At 73.8% G+C, this 16,316-nt stretch carries 13 protein-coding genes, 1 tRNA gene and 1 riboswitch; of the genes, 7 read left to right on the forward strand and 7 right to left on the reverse strand.

Annotated features, from left to right (window positions below; translation table 11 throughout):
• Window positions 1–39: 39 nt before the first annotated feature.
• Both ACFWP2_RS27475 and ACFWP2_RS27480 read right to left on the reverse strand, forming a co-directional pair.
• Window positions 40–858 carry a pyridoxal 5'-phosphate synthase gene (locus ACFWP2_RS27475; protein ID WP_380456193.1) on the reverse strand — a complete coding sequence of 273 codons (819 nt, stop codon included), beginning with the start codon at window positions 856–858 and terminating at the stop codon, window positions 40–42.
• A 577-nt stretch (window positions 859–1,435) separates the two neighbouring features.
• Window positions 1,436–1,765, reverse strand: a complete 330-nt coding sequence (locus ACFWP2_RS27480) for a hypothetical protein (protein WP_380456195.1) — start codon at window positions 1,763–1,765, stop codon at window positions 1,436–1,438.
• Here ACFWP2_RS27480 and ACFWP2_RS27485 point away from each other — a divergent pair.
• Window positions 1,764–1,919 carry a hypothetical protein gene (locus ACFWP2_RS27485; RefSeq protein WP_380456197.1) on the forward strand — a complete coding sequence of 52 codons (156 nt, stop codon included), beginning with the start codon at window positions 1,764–1,766 and terminating at the stop codon, window positions 1,917–1,919. The two genes, ACFWP2_RS27480 and ACFWP2_RS27485, sit on opposite strands and share 2 nt — an antisense overlap.
• A 304-nt stretch (window positions 1,920–2,223) precedes the next feature.
• Here ACFWP2_RS27485 and ACFWP2_RS27490 read toward each other — a convergent pair whose 3' ends face one another.
• The 4 genes from ACFWP2_RS27490 to ACFWP2_RS27505 all read right to left on the reverse strand — a co-directional run bounded on the left by ACFWP2_RS27490 (window position 2,224) and on the right by ACFWP2_RS27505 (window position 6,817).
• Window positions 2,224–3,588 carry an FAD-binding oxidoreductase gene (locus ACFWP2_RS27490; protein ID WP_380456199.1) on the reverse strand — a complete coding sequence of 455 codons (1,365 nt, stop codon included), beginning with the start codon at window positions 3,586–3,588 and terminating at the stop codon, window positions 2,224–2,226.
• 232 nt (window positions 3,589–3,820) lie between these two features.
• Complete coding sequence (locus ACFWP2_RS27495; protein ID WP_380456201.1) at window positions 3,821–4,648, reverse strand: MerR family transcriptional regulator; 828 nt, start codon at window positions 4,646–4,648, stop codon at window positions 3,821–3,823.
• 175 nt (window positions 4,649–4,823) lie between these two features.
• Window positions 4,824–4,911: transfer RNA gene (locus ACFWP2_RS27500), tRNA-Ser, on the reverse strand.
• 61 nt (window positions 4,912–4,972) lie between these two features.
• Complete coding sequence (locus ACFWP2_RS27505) at window positions 4,973–6,817, reverse strand: S1C family serine protease (protein ID WP_380456203.1); 1,845 nt, start codon at window positions 6,815–6,817, stop codon at window positions 4,973–4,975.
• 266 nt (window positions 6,818–7,083) lie between these two features.
• Window positions 7,084–7,228, forward strand: a riboswitch (TPP riboswitch).
• On the opposite strand from ACFWP2_RS27505, the gene ACFWP2_RS27510 reads away from it, so the two are divergent.
• The 4 genes from ACFWP2_RS27510 (at window position 7,221) to ACFWP2_RS27525 (ending at window position 11,453) form a co-directional block, all read left to right on the forward strand.
• Window positions 7,221–8,597, forward strand: a complete 1,377-nt coding sequence (locus ACFWP2_RS27510) for a purine-cytosine permease family protein (protein ID WP_380456205.1) — start codon at window positions 7,221–7,223, stop codon at window positions 8,595–8,597. Its footprint overlaps the riboswitch before it by 8 nt.
• A 121-nt stretch (window positions 8,598–8,718) precedes the next feature.
• A complete protein-coding gene (locus ACFWP2_RS27515) occupies window positions 8,719–9,543 on the forward strand; it encodes a glycerophosphodiester phosphodiesterase (protein WP_380456207.1) in 825 nt (274 codons plus the stop codon).
• 436 nt (window positions 9,544–9,979) lie between these two features.
• Window positions 9,980–10,399, forward strand: coding sequence for an ATP-binding protein (locus tag ACFWP2_RS27520; RefSeq protein ID WP_380456209.1), 420 nt, complete (start codon window positions 9,980–9,982; stop codon window positions 10,397–10,399).
• A 70-nt stretch (window positions 10,400–10,469) separates the two neighbouring features.
• Window positions 10,470–11,453, forward strand: a complete 984-nt coding sequence (locus ACFWP2_RS27525) for a DUF5926 family protein (protein WP_380456211.1) — start codon at window positions 10,470–10,472, stop codon at window positions 11,451–11,453.
• A 265-nt stretch (window positions 11,454–11,718) separates the two neighbouring features.
• Here ACFWP2_RS27525 and ACFWP2_RS27530 read toward each other — a convergent pair whose 3' ends face one another.
• Complete coding sequence (locus tag ACFWP2_RS27530) at window positions 11,719–12,354, reverse strand: bifunctional DNA primase/polymerase (RefSeq protein ID WP_380456213.1); 636 nt, start codon at window positions 12,352–12,354, stop codon at window positions 11,719–11,721.
• A 618-nt stretch (window positions 12,355–12,972) separates the two neighbouring features.
• On the opposite strand from ACFWP2_RS27530, the gene ACFWP2_RS27535 reads away from it, so the two are divergent.
• Window positions 12,973–14,427, forward strand: a complete 1,455-nt coding sequence (locus ACFWP2_RS27535; protein ID WP_380456215.1) for a PP2C family protein-serine/threonine phosphatase — start codon at window positions 12,973–12,975, stop codon at window positions 14,425–14,427.
• Between the two features lie 159 nt (window positions 14,428–14,586).
• Complete coding sequence (locus tag ACFWP2_RS27540; RefSeq protein ID WP_380456217.1) at window positions 14,587–16,086, forward strand: aminopeptidase P family protein; 1,500 nt, start codon at window positions 14,587–14,589, stop codon at window positions 16,084–16,086.
• The last annotated feature ends 230 nt before the right edge of the window (window positions 16,087–16,316 follow it).

Raw genomic sequence — 16,316 nt, forward strand, 5'->3', positions numbered from 1 at the left:
CCGGGGTGCCTGCTCCGGGAGGCCTTCGCGGCGGACGCCTCAGGGCCAGAGCAGGGTGCGCGACCACTCCGGGCAGCTGACCGGACCGGTCCGGGTGTAGCGCAGCCGGATGTGCCGGCGCTGGGCGTCGCCCTGCCAGAACTCCACCTCGTGCGCCCACAGGGTGTAGACCGCGTGCCCGGGCGCGACCGCGTCCGGGTGGGTCTCCAGCCGGCGGCGGGCGGCTCCCACCGCCTCGTCGTACTCGTCGAAGGAGCCCAGCGGCTCGCTCTGCCGCCCGACCAGTGCGCCGACCCGGGCGGCGGGCGAGCGGGTGGCGAACTCGGCGGCGGCGACCAGGTCGGCGGCCCGCTCGACGGTGCCGCGCACCCGGACCTGGCGGCCCAGCTGCGGCCAGTAGACGGTCAGCGCGGCGGCCGGGTGGCCGGCGAGCTGACGGCCCTTGGGGCTGTCGGCGGCCGCGGAGAAGTTCCATCCGGTGCCGGCCGCGTCGACGTCGCGCAGCACCAGCACCCGGGCGTCCGGCATGCCGTCGGCGTCGACGGTCGAGAGGGTGAAGGCCTGCGGGTCCAGCACCCCGGCGTGCAGCGCGGTGGCGAGCCAGTCCACGAACAGCGGGCCCGGCTCGGCGGGGGCGGCCTCGTGGTCGAAGGAGGGCAGCGGGCGGGCCATCGGCGGACGGCCGAGCAGCAGTTCGGGAACGGACCCGGGACCGGACCGGTGCTCGTGGACCGGCTCGGGGGACGGCTCCGGGCGCGCGTTCGCCGCGTTCACCGCGTTCGCCGCGGGCTCCGAACCGGGCTCCGGTGCGGGCCTGGCCTCGCCCGGGCCCGTCAGGCCCTCCTCCTCCGCCGCCATCGCGCACCCTTCCTTCCGATTGCCGCGGTCGCCACCCCGGCCGGGCCGGTCCTTCCGGGCCCGGGCACGTGGTGCGCTGTCGGAGCGCAACCGTACCGCCGTGGACCGACGGCTCCGGGCGCGGGCCCTCCGTGGACGGATCCGGGCCGGTCGGCGGGCGGTTCCGGGGTCGTCACGCCGGGCGGCACGGGCCGGTCGGCGGGGATTCCGGGGCCGGCGCGGGGCGCTCCGACGCCGGACGCACTCGTGGGCGGTGCCGATGGCGGCACCGCCCACGAGACCGGTTTCGCGGTGACCCTTTCCGCCTGCCGGTCGAATGCGTTGTTCCCTCTGGTGTGCTGCGTTGGTGCTGTGCTGCGTTGGTGCTGTGGTGCGTCGGTGCTGTGCTGCGTCGGCGTCGGTTCCGACCGCTCCGACCCGGTCCGGGCCCGTCCGCGGCTGCTCAGCTCAGCCGCGGCCACCCACGTCCGGCGCCCCCGCCTTCCGTGGTGCCCGGTGCCGTCTCTCGGCGGTGCGACCGATCGACCGACCGACCGATCGATCGACCGACCGGCCGTGCGACCGGCCGTGCGACCGGTCAGTTGAAGGTCGGGGCGACGACGACGTTGACGTCCTTGTTGCCCTGACCTCCCTGGACGTTCCCGGCGTTGTCCTTCACCGCGATGGTGTTGTCCTGGTTCGAGCCGCCGGAACCGGTGGCGGTCTGCTGGGTGGAGACGTAGTTGCCGTCGACCCCGCCGAACACGTTGCCCGAACCGGTGTCGGAGACCACCCCGGCGTTGGAGCCGCCCTCGGCGCCCGCCCCCTCGTCGGCGGCGGCAGCACCGGCACCGGCCAGCAGCAGACCGGCCGCGAGTGGGCCGGCGAACAGAAGCCCGGCTGTTCGCCGGGTGGGGATGCGAGCCATGAATGCCTCCGAAGAGCTGTTCATCGTGCAGTGGTCGATCAGGGTGCGCAAGGTTCGTCGACCGGACGAACACCTGCGGGCTGCGACGCCGGAAGACAGCCTTCCGCAACAAATCGACAAAGCACCAGCTCACGCCGTGGATTTCCCCCGTTAGCGTGATATCCAGCCGAGCCGCGCATGACGCCCGGGAAACCGGACAGCGCGCCGACACACCTCATCTGACCTGGGACTTCACCCGAACGGTCAGCGATCATGGCGCCTCGGGGAGCGGCGCGACGACGTCACACGATCCGCCGGTCGCACCACCCCGGCGCGCACGGACCCGTGAATGCGCCCCTGAAAAGTTCGATCACCCTTCCATGTCGACTTTTCCCCGCCATTCACCGACCATCGGAACGTCACACCACGACGGCACGAGTGAAAGCCCCGCCGGATCCGGGGAGATGACTCCGTGGAAATCAGATCATCTTGCCGGGATTCAGAATTCCCAGCGGATCGAAGACCGCCTTCAGCTGCCGCTGGAGGTCCAGCGCCACCGGGCCCAGCTCACGGGCCAGCCAGTCCCGCTTCAGCAGCCCCACCCCGTGCTCCCCGGTGATCGTGCCGCCCAGCTCCAGGCCGAGCGCCATGATCTCGTCGAAGGAGCGCTGGGCGCGGGCCGTCTGCTCCTCGTCCGAGGCGTCGAAGATGACGATCGGATGGGTGTTGCCGTCCCCGGCATGACTGACCACCCCGATGGTCAACCCGTGCCGCTCGGCGATCACCGCGACACCGTTCAGCATCTCCGCCAGCCGGGAACGCGGCACGGCCACGTCGTCGATCATCGTGGTGCCCAACCGGTCCAGCGCGGGCAGGGCCATCCGCCGGGCACCCAGCAGCATGTCGGACTCCGCCTCGCTGTCGGCCGGGACCACCTCGGTCGCCCCGGCCTCCCGGCACAGCTGCGCGACCCGCTCCAGCTCGGCCACCCGGTCCGGCCCGTCGAAGGCCACCAGCAGCAGCGCCTGGGTGGACTCCGGCAGGCCGATCCGACCCAACTCGTTGACGGCCCGCACCGAGACCGCGTCCATCAGCTCCATCAGCGACGGGGTCAGCCCCCGCGCCATCACCTCGCAGACCGCCGCCCCGGCCGCGTCCGCGCTCGGGAACTCCGCCGCCAGGGCCAACTGGGGAGCGGGCGCGGGCCGCAGCGACAGGACCGCCCGGACCACCACCCCGAGCGTCCCCTCCGAGCCGACGAACAGCCTGGTCAGGTCGTACCCGGCCACGCCCTTCGCCGTCCGGCGACCGGTGGACAGCAGCCGCCCGTCCGCCAGCACCACGTCCAGCCCGAGCACGTACTCGCTGGTCACGCCGTACTTCACGCAGCAGAGCCCGCCCGCCCCGGTGCCGATGTTGCCGCCGATCGTGCAGGACTCCCAGCTGGACGGGTCCGGCGGATACGAGAGCCCCAACTCCTCGACGGCACGGGAGAGTTCGGCGTTCACCACACCGGGCTCGACCACCGCGATCCGGTTCACCGGATCGATCTCCAGGATCCGGTTCAGCTTCACCAGCGACAGCACGACGCAGCCGTCCACCGCGTTCGCCGCGCCCGAGAGCCCGGTCCGGGCTCCCTGCGGCACCACCGGGACGCGCAGCTCGGTCGCGGTGCGCAGCACGTGCTGCACCTGCTCGACCGTCTCCGGGAACACCACCACCGCGGGCTGCCCGGCCGCGCAGAAGCCCGCCATGTCGTGGCGGTACGCGGCGGTCACGTCCGGGTCCACCACGACGGCCCCGTCCGGGAGGCCCTGCGCCAGTCGGTCCGTCAGATCACTCATCGCCGCCTCCACTCGCCGCCCGCCTCCACCTCCGCACTCTGCCCGGACGGCAGGAGCCGGGCAAGTGGGCCGAGGGGCGGGCGGGGAGTCGAGGCGGACAGGCGGGAAAGGGGCGCCGCCCGGACGGCACCAGCCCTGGCAACATGCGCCAGGGCGCGGCCGGCGTCGGTGCGCCGGCGGCGGCCATGCCGGGCGACGCCAGGACCCTCGACCCGGTCGAGGGCGAGCGCGGCTAGCGCCGGACCACCGGCTCCTGCAGCTCGGTGACCCACCCGGCCTGGTCATCCGGGCACTCCAGGTACAGCTCGCGGGCGTAGCCGGCCGAGCGGTAGCCGTTCTCCTCGATGAACCGGGCCAGTTCCTGGCTGGTGCCCAGCACCTCGTCCATCGGGCCGCGGTGCACGATCGTCGCCGCCTCCTCGATCGGCGGCAGGTCGAGCAGCTCGACACCGTGCTCGCCCGGCCGCACCGACGGGCCGACCGGGACGGCCACCAGGACCAGCACCGCGCCGTTGCCCTCCGGCGCGTCCTGGTAGCGGGCGACGGACGGGCCGGTCGCCTCGATCCCGGCCTCGTCCAGCCTCCGGCAGAGCTCGGTGAACAGCGGCCCGATCACCGGCCCGATGTCCTCCGGCTCGTAACTCGCGGCCACACCGGCCAGTTGGGCCACCCGGACGGACGGCACCCGCTTCACCACGACATCGTGTGCGGACATGGTCCCCTCACTTTCGATCGTCCGGAGCCTCGCCTCCACCCGGGCCAGCCGCAGCTCGTCGGCGGCGATCGCCTCGGCGAGCTGGGCACGCCGCAGCCGCAGCATCCCGCGCAGTTCGGCCGCGTCCACCCGCTCGTCCAGGACGGCCCGCACCTGCTGCAGCGTGAAGCCGAGCTCCTTGAGCGCGATCACCCGGTTGAGCCGGGCGAGTTGGGACGCCTCGTAGAAGCGGTACCCGCTGACCGGGTCCACCCGGGCGGGCCGCAGCAGTCCGATCGCGTCGTAGTGGCGCAGCATCCGCACCGACACCCGGCCGTGGCTGGCGAAGTCTCCGATGTTCAACATGGTGCGACCACTCCATCCCCTGCCACCGTGTCAGGGTCAACCCGACCGCCCGCATCCGTTCCCCGGCCGTTCCCCGGCCGGCGTCCGCACCCGCCCCTCGACCATCCCGGAAAACACCGAGGGCGGGTGCCGAGTGGTCTCGGCACCCGCCCTGAGCAGGTGGTTCTCCTACCGGCGGAGAGCGTGGGATTCGAACCCACGGTACGGGGTCACCGCACGACAGTTTTCAAGACTGTTCCCTTAGGCCGCTCGGGCAGCTCTCCAGGCGGAGGTCAGCCTAACGGGTCCGGCGGGGTTCGGTGCACACGTTTCCGCCGCCCGGGGTCACGACTGCTGGTCGCCCTCGCGCTGGCCGAGGGTGACCTTGGTGTTGAAGGTCTGGCCGTTGCGGGTGTACTCGACGTCGACGGTCTCGCCGGGCTTGTGCGTCCAGATCCGGCTGACCAGGGCCGGGCCGTTGTCGATCGGCACGCCGCCGAGCTTGGTGATGACGTCGCCCGGCTTGAGGCCGGCCTTGTCGGCCGCGCCGCCGGGGGTGACGGCCGGCTGGCCCTGGATGTCCTTGGTCTGGATCTGCGCGCCGTCGCCCTTGTAGTCGTCGTTGCGCAGCACGTCGAGCTTGGCGTAGACCGGCTTGCCGGTCTTGATCAGGGTGTCCGCGACCCACTTGGCCTGGTTGATCGGGATGGCGAAGCCCAGGCCGATGCTGCCGGCCCGGCCGTTGGCGGAGGCGTTGGACTGGATCGCCGAGTTGATGCCGATCACCGCGCCGCCGGAGTCGAGCAGCGGGCCGCCGGAGTTGCCGGGGTTGATCGACGCGTCGGTCTGGAGGGCGTTCATGTACGAGGCCTGCGAGCCGGTCTCGTCGCCGGAGGCCACCGGGCGGTCCTTGGCGCTGATGATGCCGCTGGTGACGGTGGACTCCAGGCCGTACGGCGCGCCGATCGCGACGGTGGCGTCGCCGACGTTGACCTTGTCGGAGTCGGCCAGCGGCAGCGGGGCCAGCTTGCTCTTCGGCGGGTTGTCGATCTTGACCACGGCGACGTCGTAGCCCTCGGCATGGCCCAGCACCGAGGCGCTGTAGGAGGTGCCGTCGGCGAACTTGACGGTCAGTTTGCCGCCGCTGAGGGCCGGCGCGACCACGTGGTTGTTGGTGAGGATGTGGCCCTCGGTGTCGAAGACGAAGCCGGTGCCGGTGCCCGACTCGCCGTTGCCCTGCGCCTTGATGGTGACGACGCTGGGCAGCGCCTTCTGCGCGATGGCGGCGATCGAGCCGGGGGCGGGCTCGTTCTTCTGGGTGTCGCTGGCCTGGACGGTGGTGCTGCGGTGGTCGTTCGCGGAGCTGCTGCTCTCGGCGCGGTCGGCGACGCTCACGCCGAGCGCGCCGCCGGCCACACCGGCGACCAGCGCGACGGCCGCGATCAGGGCCACCAGGCCGCCGCGCTTCTTGCGCGGGCCGCCGGGGCCGGCCGGGCCGCCGAAGTGGTCCGCCGGGTAGCCGAGCGGGCCCGCCGGGCCACCGGGGTAGCCCGCGCCACCGGAGGTGGAGTCGTGGGCGGGGCCCCAGCCGCCGAGCGGCTGGCCGGCCCCGAAGGGGTGGTGGCCGTGCGCGGCGGGGGCGGCGGGCACGGCCGGAGCGGCGCCGTACCCCTCGTGCGCGCCGGCGGCTGGGACGCCGTGGGTCGGGGTGGCGTACGGGTTGCCGGCCGGCGGCAGGGCCGGGGCGGCGGGCGCGGCGGCGGGGGCCACCGGAGCCTGCGGGGCGGGCGGCAGGACCGGCGGCGGCGCGTCGATGTAGCCGGTGGACGGGTCGACGGCCGGCTCCTCGGCGGCGGGCGCGGCAGGCGCCACGGGCGCGGCGGGCGCAGCGGGCGCAGCGGGGGCCTCCGGCGCGGGCACCTTGGTGAAGGCGACGGTGGGCTTGTGCCCACCCTCAGCCGCAGCGGCGTCGGCCGCGACGGCGTCGACGGGCGGCGCCGCCTCAACGGCAGCCGCACCGCCGGCAGCGGCCTCGACGGCGCCCGACTCCGGCTCGGGCACCCGACGGAAGGCCATGGTCGGCTGGTGCCCGCCCTGCGCGGGGCCCTCGGAAGCGGACTCGGCCGCCCCCAGGCCCGCGGGCTGCTCCCCCTGCGGCCCGGTGGGCCCAACCTCGCGCTCGGTGCTCACGGACGACCTCCATAGCTGGCAGAACCAAGGACCATAGTTTTTCGCACTGTCGATTCGATTGCCGTAAGGACCCCTCTGAAGAACTCATAAGAATCCTTAGCCGGCACCGACATCCCACCCACACCCGCACCCACACCCGCACCGCCACCTGCACCGACGCCGGTACCGACGGCCGAGGCTCCCCTCCCCCGCCGGGCGTCCCGCGATGCGGACCGCATGCCCTCGGCCTTGGGTGTTCGCCCCCGTGCCGGTTAGCCTGTCGCTCCAAACTGACACGCGGGAGCTTGGACCCACCAGGCTGAGAGTGCGCATGTCGACCGTACGCCACGCGAGTGACGGACGTTCGAGGGGGCGCTGACCGCCGGAACCTGTCCGGGTAATGCCGGCGTAGGGAGTATCGGCCATGCCGCCTGCTTCGCCATCCTCTTCTTCGGGCGCGAGCGCCGTCCTGGAGCGCCCCGACCACGTCGAAGCGCCGCTGGTGCTGGACACCGAGCCGCCGCGCACGCTCCGCTTCCGGGACCACTTCGCGCTCTGGATGAACCTGGGCGTCAGCCTGATCGGCTTCTCCACCGCCGCCACCGTGCTCGGAGCCCCCGGCAGCGAGCTGTCGCTGGCCGCCGCGGTGACCGCGATCACGGTCGGTACGGCGGTCGGCACCGCCATGCTCGGCGTGGCCTCGCTGATCGGCGCCCGCACCGGCGCCCCCGCGATGGCGAACCTGCGCGGGCTGTTCGGCACCCGGCTGTCGTACCTGCCGACGGTGCTGAACATCGTGCAGTGCATCGGCTGGGGCGTGTTCGAGCTGCTGACCATCTCGGCGGGCGCGCAGACCGTCGGGCACACCACCGGCTACCGCTGGCTGTTCGTGCTGCTGGCGGGCGCGCTGACCACCGCGCTGACCATCTGGCCGCTGGGCTCGATCGCGGTGCTGCGCCGCTTCGTGGCCGGGGCGGTCGCGGTCGCGATGGTGTACTTCACCGTCCAGCTGGGCCGCCAGGGCGTGCCGGACCCGGGGGCGGGCCACTGGCACGGCTTCCTGGGCGCCACGGACGCGATGATCGCCGTGTCGGTCTCCTTCGTCCCGCTGGCCGCCGACTACACCCGGCACTCGCGCACCCCGCGCTCGGCGTTCTGGGGCAGCTTCTCCGGCTACACGATCGCCCAGGTCTGGTGCTACGTCCTCGGCCTGATGGCGCTGCTGCAGTCGGACGGCGACCCGAACCGGATCTTCGACTCCTTCCTCGGGGTCTGGGCCGGCTGGCTGTTCCTGCTGGTGCTGGTGCTGCGCGAGACGGACCAGTCCTTCGCCAACGTCTACTCGACGGCGATGTCGGTGCAGAACCTGCTGCCGAAGGTGGACCGCCGGGTGCTCTCCGGGGCGATCGGCGCGCTGACCACCGTGCTGGCCCTGCAGATCGACGAGTTCACCGACACCTACTACGGCTTCCTCGGCCTGATCGGCTCGGTGTTCGTGCCGCTGCTGGCGGTGCTCGCGGTGGACTACTTCCTCGGCGCCGGCCGGCGCGGCTGGAACCTCTCCGCCGACGCCCCCTCCCGCTGGCTGATGCTGCTGCCGTGGGCGCTGGGCTTCGCGGTCTACCAGTTCATCGCGCCGACCAAGGTGGCCGACTGGTGGGTGGACTTCTGGACCTCCGCCCAGGAGGCGCTGCACTTCACCCCGCAGGAGTGGACCTCCGCCTCGCTGTTCGCCTTCCTGGTGCCCGCCCTGGTCACCTGGGCGCTCACCCCGCTCGCCGGACGCGCCGTCCGGCCCTGAGCGGACCCGCCCTCCCGCGCCGGAGGAACCGGGGCCGGGAGGGCCCCGCGGACCGGAGACGGCCCCACAGGTTGGGGCCGTCTTTGTCCGTGCTTCACCTGCGCCACCTATCGTTGGGCCTGTGACCAGCCCAGACCTGTCCTCGCCGGAGGCGCGCACCGTGTCGTCCGTCCAGGTGATCGCCCACCGCGGTTCCTCCCACGCCCTGCCCGAGCACACCCTCGCGGCCTACCGGCGCGCGCTCGACGAGGGCGCGGACGCGCTGGAGTGCGACGTCCGGGTCACCGCCGACGGCGTGCTGGTCTGCGTGCACGACCGCCGGATCGGCCGGGTCTCCGACGGCCGGGGCACCGTCTCGGCGATGACCCTCGCCGAGCTGGAGGCGTACGACTTTGGCGCCTGGAAGACCGGCCGCCCCAGCGTCGACCCGGAGCTGCGCGGCGTACTGCGGCTGGACCGGCTGCTGGAGCTGGTGGTGGAGTGCGGCCGCCCGGTGGACCTGGCGATCGAGACCAAGCACCCGGTGCGCTTCCGCGGCCGGGTGGAGGCCCAGCTGCTGCGGACGCTGGAGCGGTTCGGGATCGGCGCGACCGGGGACGGCGACCGCCCGTCCGCCCGGATCATGAGCTTCTCCTCGGTCGCCCTGAACCGGGTGGCGGCCGCGGCGCCGCAGTACCGGCGGGTCTTCCTGTTCGAGCGGACCCTGCCCCTGCTCGGCCGGCTGCGCGAGGGTTCGCCGCTGCCGGGCGGGGCCCGGATCGCCGGCCCGGGCATCGAGCTGGTGCGGGCCCGCCCGCAGCTGGTGACCCGGCTGCGCGAGCTCGGGCACGAGGTGCACGTGTGGACGGTGGACGAGCCGGCCGACGTCGAGCTCTGCCTGGAGCTCGGGGTGTCCGCGATCATCACCAACCGGCCCGCGGAGGTGCTGGCGCAGCTCGGCCGGTGATCCGCCGACGCACCGCCGGCCGCTCCCGACGCCGTTCCGATCACCCCGTTCCGATCACCCCGATCCGATCACTCTGGTCGGCAGTCAAACCTTCCTTGCTCGAAATTGCCGGAATTCTTGCACCCGGGCGACAGAGGGTGAGCACGGAATGACCTGATGTCGACCGTCGGTCGCCGCACTCGAAATGGCCGCGCGGGATCGTCCGGTGCTCGTTTCCGACGCATTACCAAGGGGCATCTCTCCCTCGGCATACGCTGAAGGAGGTCCGGGGGTGGCGTTGATGGTGGCGCGTGAAGTGCCGACTTCATCGACCATGGCAGTGCCGCACGGCCCAGCGAGTGTCGGGGTCGCACGGCGCCGACTGCGTCGAGATCTGGGTGACCGGCAGATACCGGAACCGGTCATCGATGATGCTGTTCTGATCCTTTCCGAGCTGTTGAGCAACGCCTGTCGGTACGCCCGTCCGCTCGGCCCGCTGCCGGCCCTGGGCCGCAGCGCCCGGGCCGAGGTGCTCGGGCAGGTGCTGGTCGGCGTCCCGTCCGGGACGCACGCCGCGCGGGGCGGCCGGGAGTCCGCCGAGGGCTCCGAGGAGCCGGGCGGCGGAGTGCTGGTCCGCTGGCAGATGCACGCCGACGGGGTGCTCACCCTGGAGGTCACGGACGGCGGGGCGGCCACCCGGCCGCTGCCCGCGAGTCCCTCGCTGACCTCGCGCGGCGGCCGCGGCCTGAGCATCGTCGACCAGTTGGCCAGCGACTGGGGCGTGCGCGACGCCCCCGGCGAGGTCACGGTCTGGGCGGCGCTGCCCGCCAGGGCCCGGCACGCCCGGCGCACCGGAGGCGATGCCCGTAGCGCGTGAGCCGGGCGCGGGGAATGTGTCGTTAGGCTTCCCGGGAACACAGGACCACCGTTCCCGGGAGAGCCGCAGCATGGGCAAGAAGGCCGCCAAGAAGGCGCCGCAGCGCCAGTCCACCACCGTCGTCACGGGTGAGATCCCCGTCGTCGGAGCCCGCGAGGACTGCCCCTGCGGCTCCGGCCGCCGGTACAAGGCGTGTCACGGCCGGGAGGCCTCGCACGCGGTGCAGGAGCTGGTGCACCGCCCGTTCGAGGGCCTGCCCGGCGAGGCCGACTGGGTGGCGCTGCGCGAGCTGGTGCCCGCCGCCACGGTTCCGCTGACGCTGGCCGCCGGGGTGGCCGAGGGCGCCGCCGGTGACGTCCCGTCGGTCACCCTGGCCACCGTGCTGCCGCTGGCCTGGCCGGCCCTGCGCCGCGAGGACGGCTCGATCCTGCTCGGCCTCCAGACCCAGTCCTCCTCCGGCGACCTCAGCCGCGACCTCGCGGACGCCCTGGAGCTGGCCCTGGCCACCGAGCCGGGCAGCCCGGTGCCGGCCCGCCGGACCGTCCCGGGCGGGCGCCGCCTGCAGGACCTGCTGGACACCACCGCCGCGTTCACGCCCGCCGTGCACACCGGCTTCGAGTTCTGGCTGGAGGACGCCGAGGCCGCCACCGGCGAGGTCGCCGCCTCCCTGGAGCGCGCCAACGCCTCGGCCATCCCGACCGAGAAGCTCGCCGGTGTGGACTCCGCCTACTGGTGCGGCACCCCGGACAAGAACCACCTGCGCTGGGTGATGACCGTGCCCGAGGAGCAGCTGCTGGACGCGCTGGCCCGGCTGGACGCGGCCGGCGAGGCCTCGCTCGGCGCGGACACCCGCCTGGTCGGCTCGTTCCGCGCGCACGGCCTGACCGTCCCGGTGTGGGACCTGCCGCTCGCGATGACCGCCGCCGACTGCGAGAAGCCGGCCGCCGAGTTCGCCCGCCGGCTCGCCGCCGTGCTCGCCGACGGGACCCCGCTGACCGCCGAGGAGCGGCGCGCCCGCGCGAACCTGGTGAACCGTCAGGTCACCTTGAACTAAAGCGCGTGGGATCCGAGTGATACGCGTCACATTGTCGCGGTGAACGCGCAATTTCCGGGCGTGGAGGGCGTCTTGGAAATTGGCGCGGGCGCGGATCCTTGTTACTGTCTAAAGAGTCCGGCCGCTGGTGCATCCCCCGTCGCCAGCGGCCGGATCTTTTGTTTTTCCGGAGCGCCCCGGTGAAGACCCCCGCGCAGGCCCCGGTGAAGACCCCGCCGAAGACCCTGCCGAAGGCCCCCTCGAAGGCCCCGGGCACCGACGGTCCTCAGTAGGCCGAGCGGCCGCTGTCCAGCCGGACCGTCGCCTCCACCAACTCCCCCAGCAGCGGCCCGACCTGCGGCAGCCAGACCCCGCCGCCGGCGCCCGGTCGCGGCGCCAGCACCCAGCGCACCCTCCCGGCGGCGCCGCCGGGCGGCAGCGCCAGGAAGCCGCCCGGCCCGTGGTAGCGCAACGAGCCCGGCACCCAAGGGAGTTGGGCGAGCATCTCGCCGAGCACGTCCAGCGAGTAGGGGGCCACCAGCAGCGCGTAGCGGCCCGGCATCGCCAGCACCGGTCCGAGCGGCAGCCGCAGCGCGCCCAGGTAGACCAGCGCCCGGGCGCCGGCCGCCGCGGGCAGGCTGACCGCCGAGACCGTGGAACCGGTGGCGGCCAGCACCGGCGCGTCCGGGCTCTGCCGCTCCCACCACCAGCGCACCATCCGGGCGTCCGTGGTGGCGGCCAGCAGCGAGGGGTCGTGCGGGTGCGCGCCGGGGACGGTGCAGTCCAGGTCGCCGCAGGAGCAGCGGCCGTCGCGCAGCACGGTGCCCGGCACCACGGGCCAGCGGTGGTCGACGGCGGCCGCCAGGGCCGCGGCCAGCCGCGCGGAGCGCTCCTCCGACCGGCTCTTCGGGTTCTCACGCATGGCGCTCGTTCCTTTCCCTGACCGCTCGGTTCGCTCCGCCCCGCCGGCGTCCGTCGGGATCCTCGGCGCGGGCCCGCCGCGGCACGGCCCCCGGGCGGCGCGGCGCGGGGCGGGCGGCGAAGGCGGACGGCGCGGCTACGACGTGGAGCAGGTGTGGAGCACGACATGAAAGGGCCGCGCACCGGCACAGCCCTAGGAACGAGAATCCCGTACGCGACGGATGGACGCCGCCCGGGCACGCCTGGTTCCACCGTACGAGTGAGAGAGTTCCGGCCAGCCCGGCTCACGGGCGGCACGGACATACGATCCGGACGGCCGCCCGGGCCGTCCTCCCGGTTCTGCCCGTTCGCGGCCCGCTCCATGCCTCCCGGCCCGACCAGCGCGCGTACCGACCCCGCACGCCCCCCGACCGGGTCGCGATCGATGTGGAACGGGCCACCGCGTCGTCCTGGATCTGGACATGCCCCGAATGGCCTGTGTAGAAGTGGTGGCATTGCTGTCGATCAATGACGAGTAGTAGCGAATCGAGGCGAAACGCGCCCTAAGGCCGTGCTCGCTCCACATTGGCCGTATCTGGGGGTTTCGCATGGCACGTAGCACCGCGTCAGGAGTGACGGCATGAACGAGTCCCACCCGTCGGCGGCCCTCCCGTCGACGACGACCGCCGAGCCGGGCGAACCCGGCTGCGCAGGCGGGCTCACCGTCCTCGACCTGCCGGACCTGACCGGCCCCGTCGACGCCCTGGACGGCGCGGGTGACGCCGCCCGCACGGCGCCGTCCACCGCCGTGCAGGACCGTTTGGCCGGACGCCTGTCCGAAATCACCAGCCTGCACGAGCACACCGAGCGGCTCGCCCGCACCCGCGGCCTGGCGGCCACCCTGGACACCGTCCTCGCCTCCGGCGCCGCCCTGCTCGGCGCCCGGCGCGGCGTGCTGGTGACCAGGCGGCCCGGCGGCGGGCCCGGACAGCCGGTCGGCTTCGGCCTCGACCGCGCCAGCCTCGGCGCCCTGGAGACCGTCCCGACCGAACAGAGCCTGCTGGCCCGGCTGCTGCGCGAACGGGACCGGCCCGCACAGCTGCACTCCCGCGACCTCGCCGAGGACCCGGCCATCGGCGCCCGGCTGCGCGAACTCGCCGTCCACTTCGGCCTCGGCGGCGCCTACGGCCTGCCGCTCGCCACCGCCGAGGACGGCCCGCTCGCCGCCGTCCTCTGGTTCTACGACGAGCCCGCCGAACCGACCGGCTGCCAGCGCGAACTGGCCCGCCACTACTCCGAGATCGCCGCCCCGCTGCTCGCCAAGCAGCTGGAGGCGGACCGGATCTCACGCACCACCGAGGCACTGCGCCGCGGCCTGCTGCCGGACCGCCTCCCCCAGGCCGCCGGACTGCGGCTGGCCGCCCGGCTCGTCCCCGCCGGGCTGGAGCGCTCCTCGGGCAGCGACTGGTACGACGCGATCCCGCTGCCGGACGGCACCCTCGGCCTCACCGTCGGCTCCGTCTCCGGCGACGGCCCCGGCGCGGGCCCCTGCTCCGCCCCCGGCGCGGCCGCCGCGATGGGCCGGGTGCGGGCCGCGCTGCGGGCGTACGCGGTCCTGGAGGGCGAGGACCCGGTCTCCGTCCTGGGGGACCTGGAACTGCTGCTCAAGACCACCGAGCCGACCCGCACCGCCACCGCCGTCTACGCCTGGGTCGAGCCCGAGGAGCGCCGGATCACCCTGGCCGGCGCCGGGCACTGCCCGCCGGTCCTGGTCGGACGGCACGGCGCCGAGTTCGTCGAGACCTCGCTCTCCGCCCCGCTCGGCATGCTGACCTGCTGGGAGGCCCCCGGGGTGGAGTTCACCGCCGAGCGCGGCGACACCCTGCTGCTCTACACCGAGGGCCTGGCCCGCCGCTGCGGCCCGACCCTGCACGCCGGGCAGGCCAACCTGCGCCGGGCCGCCGCCGACGCCCCGCGCGACGTGCGGATCGACCCGGACCGGCTCTGCGCCCACCTGCTGTCCGTCTGCCCCGCCCCGGACACCACGGGCACGGCCACCGACGACCTGATGCTGCTGGCGGCCCGCTTCGAGTAATCGAGAAACAGTTCGAGCCCTGGGGGTCCCCCCGGCCGAAGGCTGGGGGAATGCGGGCGGCCGGGCGTCCGTACCATGGACGCACGGCCGCCCGCGCGTGTCGCGATCCGACACCTCCCCCGAGGGGCGGCGGTACCACCCCCCAAGGAGGCGTTGCACGTGACCGAGGACCGTACCCCCGCGGTGGCCGAGAACCCCGAGGCCGACGGCGGCGAGGAGCCTGAGCAGCACAAGGGCCGCAAGAACGGTCTCTACGGCGAGATCTCCGACGCGCTGGCCGCCTCGATGAAGTCCGGCTGGGCCGACACCGAGCTGCACGGCCTCGCTCCCGTCGCCCAGGCCGAGTACGCCGCCGAGCGCCGCGCCAAGCTGTCCGCCGCCTTCCCCGGCGAGCGCCTGGTCGTCCCGGCCGGCAACCTGCGGGTCCGCTCCAACGACACCGACTACGCCTTCCGCGCCTCCAGCGAGTACGTCCACCTCACCGGCGACCAGACCGAGGACGCGGTGCTGGTCGCCGAGCCGACCGGCGAGGCCGGCCACGAGTTCCTGCTCTACCTGCTGCCCCGCTCGAACCGCGAGAACGGCGAGTTCTGGCTGGACGGCCAGGGCGAGCTGTGGGTCGGCCGCCGGCACAGCCTGAGCGAGCAGGAGCAGCTGCTCGGCCTGCCCGCCCGCGACGTGCGCGAGGCCGCCGAGGAGCTGGCCGCCAAGGCCGCGGACTCCGCCGTGCCGACCCGGATCGTGCGCGGCTACGACGCCGGCCTGGAGACCGCGCTCGCCGCCGCCCTGGACGAGGACAAGGACGCCGCGTTCAAGGAGTTCCTGAGCGGCCTGCGGCTGGTCAAGGACGAGTGGGAGATCGGCGAGCTGCGCGCCGCCTGCGACGCCACCGTCAAGGGCTTCACCGACGTGGTCCGCGAGCTGGGCCAGGCCGTCGCCACCTCGGAGCGCTGGATCGAGGGCACCTTCTGGCGCCGCGCCCGGGTCGAGGGCAACGACGTCGGCTACGGCACCATCGCCGCCGCCGGCCCGCACGCCACCACCCTGCACTGGGTGCGCAACGACGGCGACGTGCGCCCCGGCGAGCTGCTGCTGCTGGACGCGGGCGTGGAGACCCACACCCTCTACACCGCCGACGTCACCCGCAGCCTGCCGATCGACGGCCGCTTCACCGAGCTCCAGCGCCGGATCTACGACGCCGTGTACGACGCCCAGGAGGCCGGCATCGCCGCGGTGAAGCCCGGCGCCCGGTTCCGCGACTTCCACGAGGCCTCGCAGCGCGTCCTCGCCGAGCGGCTGCTCGCCTGGGGCCTGCTGGACGCCTCGGTGTACGACGTCGAGAAGGTCCTGGAGCTCGGCCTCCAGCGCCGCTGGACCCTGCACGGCACCGGCCACATGCTCGGCCTGGACGTCCACGACTGCGCCCACTCGCGCCGCGAGGAGCACGTCGACGCGCTGCTGGTCCCCGGCATGGTGCTGACCGTCGAGCCCGGCCTGTACTTCCAGCAGGACGACCTGACCGTGCCGGAGGAGTACCGCGGCATCGGCGTCCGGATCGAGGACGACATCCTGGTCACCGCCGACGGCAACGAGAACCTCTCGGCCGGCCTGCCCCGCAGCGCCGAGGACGTCGAGGCCTGGATGGCCTCGCTCGCCTGAGCGGGCGCACGACGACGCCGGACACGGTGAAGGGCCCGGCCTCCCGAGCAGTGGGAGGCCGGGCCCTTCGTCACGGGCGCGGGTCGGTCACCGGCCCTGGGTGGGGAAGACGTTCCAGAAGGCGGCCTGGTGGCCGTTCGAGCGGGCGCCCACCTGGACGTTCACGTCGTACTGCGGGGCCTTCTTCATGGTGATCCGGAAGGCGTACTCGACCGAGTCGCCCCACCGGT

The organism is Kitasatospora sp. NPDC058444 (genome assembly GCF_042721415.1).
Taxonomy (GTDB): Bacteria; Actinomycetota; Actinomycetes; order Streptomycetales; family Streptomycetaceae; genus Kitasatospora.